At 62.4% G+C, this 2,984-nt stretch carries 3 protein-coding genes; 2 read left to right on the plus strand and 1 reads right to left on the minus strand.

What is annotated here, in order from left to right; translation table 11 throughout:
* The first annotated feature begins 388 nt into the window (after positions 1 to 388).
* A protein-coding gene (locus IC50_RS39275; protein ID WP_085973926.1) for an IS630 family transposase occupies positions 389 to 1,337 on the plus strand; the annotation gives its coding sequence in 2 pieces (ribosomal slippage) (positions 389 to 724 and positions 726 to 1,337; 948 coding nt in all).
* A gap of 6 nt (positions 1,338 to 1,343) precedes the next feature.
* Here the strand turns inward: IC50_RS39275 and IC50_RS23595 are convergent.
* A complete protein-coding gene (locus IC50_RS23595) occupies positions 1,344 to 1,823 on the minus strand; it encodes an Lrp/AsnC family transcriptional regulator (RefSeq protein ID WP_027534298.1) in 480 nt (159 codons plus the stop codon).
* Positions 1,824 to 2,090: 267 nt separating this feature from the next.
* On the opposite strand from IC50_RS23595, the gene trxB reads away from it, so the two are divergent.
* Positions 2,091 to 2,984 (plus strand): thioredoxin-disulfide reductase (trxB, locus tag IC50_RS23600; protein WP_035710323.1); only part of this gene is annotated, 894 nt, incomplete at its 3' end.

Genomic DNA, 2,984 nt, shown 5'->3' on the forward strand with positions numbered 1-2,984 from the left:
GGTGCTCGCCTCTTCGAGCCTCGAAGGGCGACGGCCCACTGTTGCCGCACGCCGCTGCACCCGGGCCCCTCATCCTTCGAGGCTCCCGGTGGTGCGCTCCGCGCCGCCCCATCACTCGCACCTCAGAGCCTGACCAAAAACCAGTCAGACTCTCAGGATGACGGGACCGATACGCAGAGTGTCAGGGCGAGCTCTAGAGCATGATCCGGAAAAGTGCGCAGCGGTTTTCCGAAAAGATCATGCTTAAACAACAACCTAAAGCGCGATGACGATTCATCCTAATCTCATCGCGCTTTAGAGCGGTTCACGGATTTATTGAATCGGAAGGGATTCCGGATCTGAAGCGAATATGATTCAAGATGCTGGCTGGGCTGGAGGCCAGCATCCGATGGTCCGACCAATTTCCAACGATTTGCGTAAGCGCGCGGTATCCGCCGTTGCCAAAGGTGAGAGCTGCCGATCTGTGGCGGAACGGTTTGGCGTTGCGGTCTCGTCAGTTGTGAAGTGGTCACAGCGTTATCGAACGACCGGCTCGGTAGCGCCTGGCAAGATGGGCGGTCACCGCAAGCCTATGCTTGATCCGCACCGCGCCTTCATCGTCGAGCGGATCACCCAGACGCCGCACCTGACCCTGCATGGTCTGAAGGCGGAGCTGGCAGCCCGTGGGGTCAAGGTCTCACACAACGCAGTCTGGCTGTTCCTGCGCCGGGAAGGGCTGCGGTTCAAAAAAAACACTGTTCGCCCTCGAACAGGCTCGCGCCGACGTCTCTCGTAGGCGCCAGCGTTGGCGATCCTGGCAGGCCGGACTCGATCCGGGCCGGCTCGTCTTCATCGATGAGACCTGGATCAAGACCAACATGGCTCCTTTGCGAGGCTGGGGACCCAAAGGGGCCCGCCTGCGCGGCTTCGCCCCGCACGGTCACTGGCGTACCCTCACATTCCTCGGCGCGCTCCGCCATGACCAACTCACCGCACCCTGCGTCTTCGACGGTCCGATCAACGGCGAATGCTTCCGCGCTTACGTCAAGCACCTTCTCCTGCCGACCCTGCGCGAAGGCGACATCGTCGTTCTCGACAATCTCGGAAGCCACAAGTCGAAAGCCGTCAGGCAGATGATCAAGTCGGCTGGCGCCAGGCTCTGGTACCTGCCGCCATACTCACCCGACCTCAACCCGATCGAACAGGCCTTCTCCAAGATCAAACACTGGATGCGTCAAGCTCAAAAGCGCACCATAGAGGATACTTGGCGCCACATCGGTCACCTCGTCCAGGACATCCAGCCTCGTGAATGCGCAAACTACTTCGCCAGCACCGGTTATGCTTCAATCAAAATGTGAAACGCTCTAGCGTCGTCCCTTCACATCGAGCGGCACGGCCGCCTCGTACTTCGAATTGTGCAGCACCAGCGAGGTCCGCACGTTGCGGACATGGGGTGCGGCGGTAAGGTGCGTGACGAAATCCTGGAACGTCGCCATGTCAGGGGCGACGCATTTGAGGATGAAGTCGACCTCGCCCGACAGCATCCAGCATTCCCGCACCAGGGGCTCGGCGCGGACGAATTCCTCGAATGCCCGCAAATCCGCCTCGGCCTGGCTGGACAGGTGCACGGCCGCGAACACGGTGACGTCGAAACCGAGTTTGCGGGCGTCGAGCAGGCCGCGATAGCCGTGGATGTAGCCCTCCTCCTCCAGCGCCCGGACGCGGCGCAGGCAGGGGGGCGGCGAGATGCCGACGCGCTTGGCGAGCTCGACATTCGTGATTCGACCGTCGGCCTGAATCTCGGCGAGAATTTTCAGGTCGATCTCGTCCAGGTTCCGCGACACGTGATGGGAACTCCTGCCCTTTGAGGTGGTGTTGGGTGGGTCTGTCGGAATCCTCATAGCTCAGTCCGCACGGATAGCGCAATTTTATTGCGCGTGCAGCGCAATCGACTTTTGTTCCCTGTTGGAAAAATCCGCCGAGAGGGAATGCAATTCTTGCATAGCTCACCAGAAGGCTTAGATTAGCTCTGATATTTCAGCGCCTCCGCGAGGCCTCCCGGCACATTCCGCGCCCGCGCTGCAAATCCCCCGTGAAAGGCGTCCATCGAAATGTCCGCTCCTGTACATGCAAAGGTCGTCATTATCGGCTCCGGGCCCGCCGGCTACACAGCGGCGATCTATGCCGCGCGCGCGATGCTGGAGCCGATCCTGATCCAGGGCATCCAGCCCGGCGGCCAGCTCACCATCACCACCGACGTCGAGAACTATCCGGGTTTTGCCGACGTGATCCAGGGCCCCTGGCTGATGGAGCAGATGGAGAAGCAGGCGGTCCATGTCGGCACCAGGATCGTCACCGACCTGGTCACACGACTGGAGACTGCGCAGCGGCCCTTTCGCCTCACCTCCGACAGCGGCGACGTCTATCTCGCCGACACCGTGATCCTCGCCACCGGCGCGCAGGCGCGTTGGCTCGGGCTGCCGTCCGAAGCGAAGTTCCAGGGTGGCGGCGTGTCGGCCTGCGCCACCTGCGACGGCTTCTTCTACAGGGGCAAGGAAGTGATCGTGGTCGGCGGCGGCAACACCGCGGTCGAGGAAGCCCTGTACCTCACCAATCATGCCTCGCAGGTCACCATCGTGCATCGTCGCGATCACTTCCGCGCCGAGCGCATCCTGCAGGAGCGCCTGTTCAAGCACCCGAAGATCAAGGTGATCTGGGACTCGGCCGTCGACGAGATCCGCGGCACCGAGAATCCGAACAAGGTCACCCATGTCCGGCTCAAGAATGTCAAGACCGGCGCGCTGACGGACGTGAAGGCCGACGGCGTCTTCATCGCCATCGGCCACGCGCCGGCCACCGAGCTGGTCAAGGACCAGGTCAAGCTGAAACCGTCGGGCTATGTCGAGGTCGCGCCCAACTCGACCGCCACCTCGGTGCCCGGCCTGTTCGCCGCCGGCGACGTCGCCGACGAGACCTATCGCCAGGCCGTGACGGCCGCCGGCCTC

The sequence above is a fragment of the Bradyrhizobium genomosp. I (2014) genome (assembly GCF_000261685.1).
Lineage (GTDB): Bacteria > Pseudomonadota > Alphaproteobacteria > Rhizobiales > Xanthobacteraceae > Bradyrhizobium.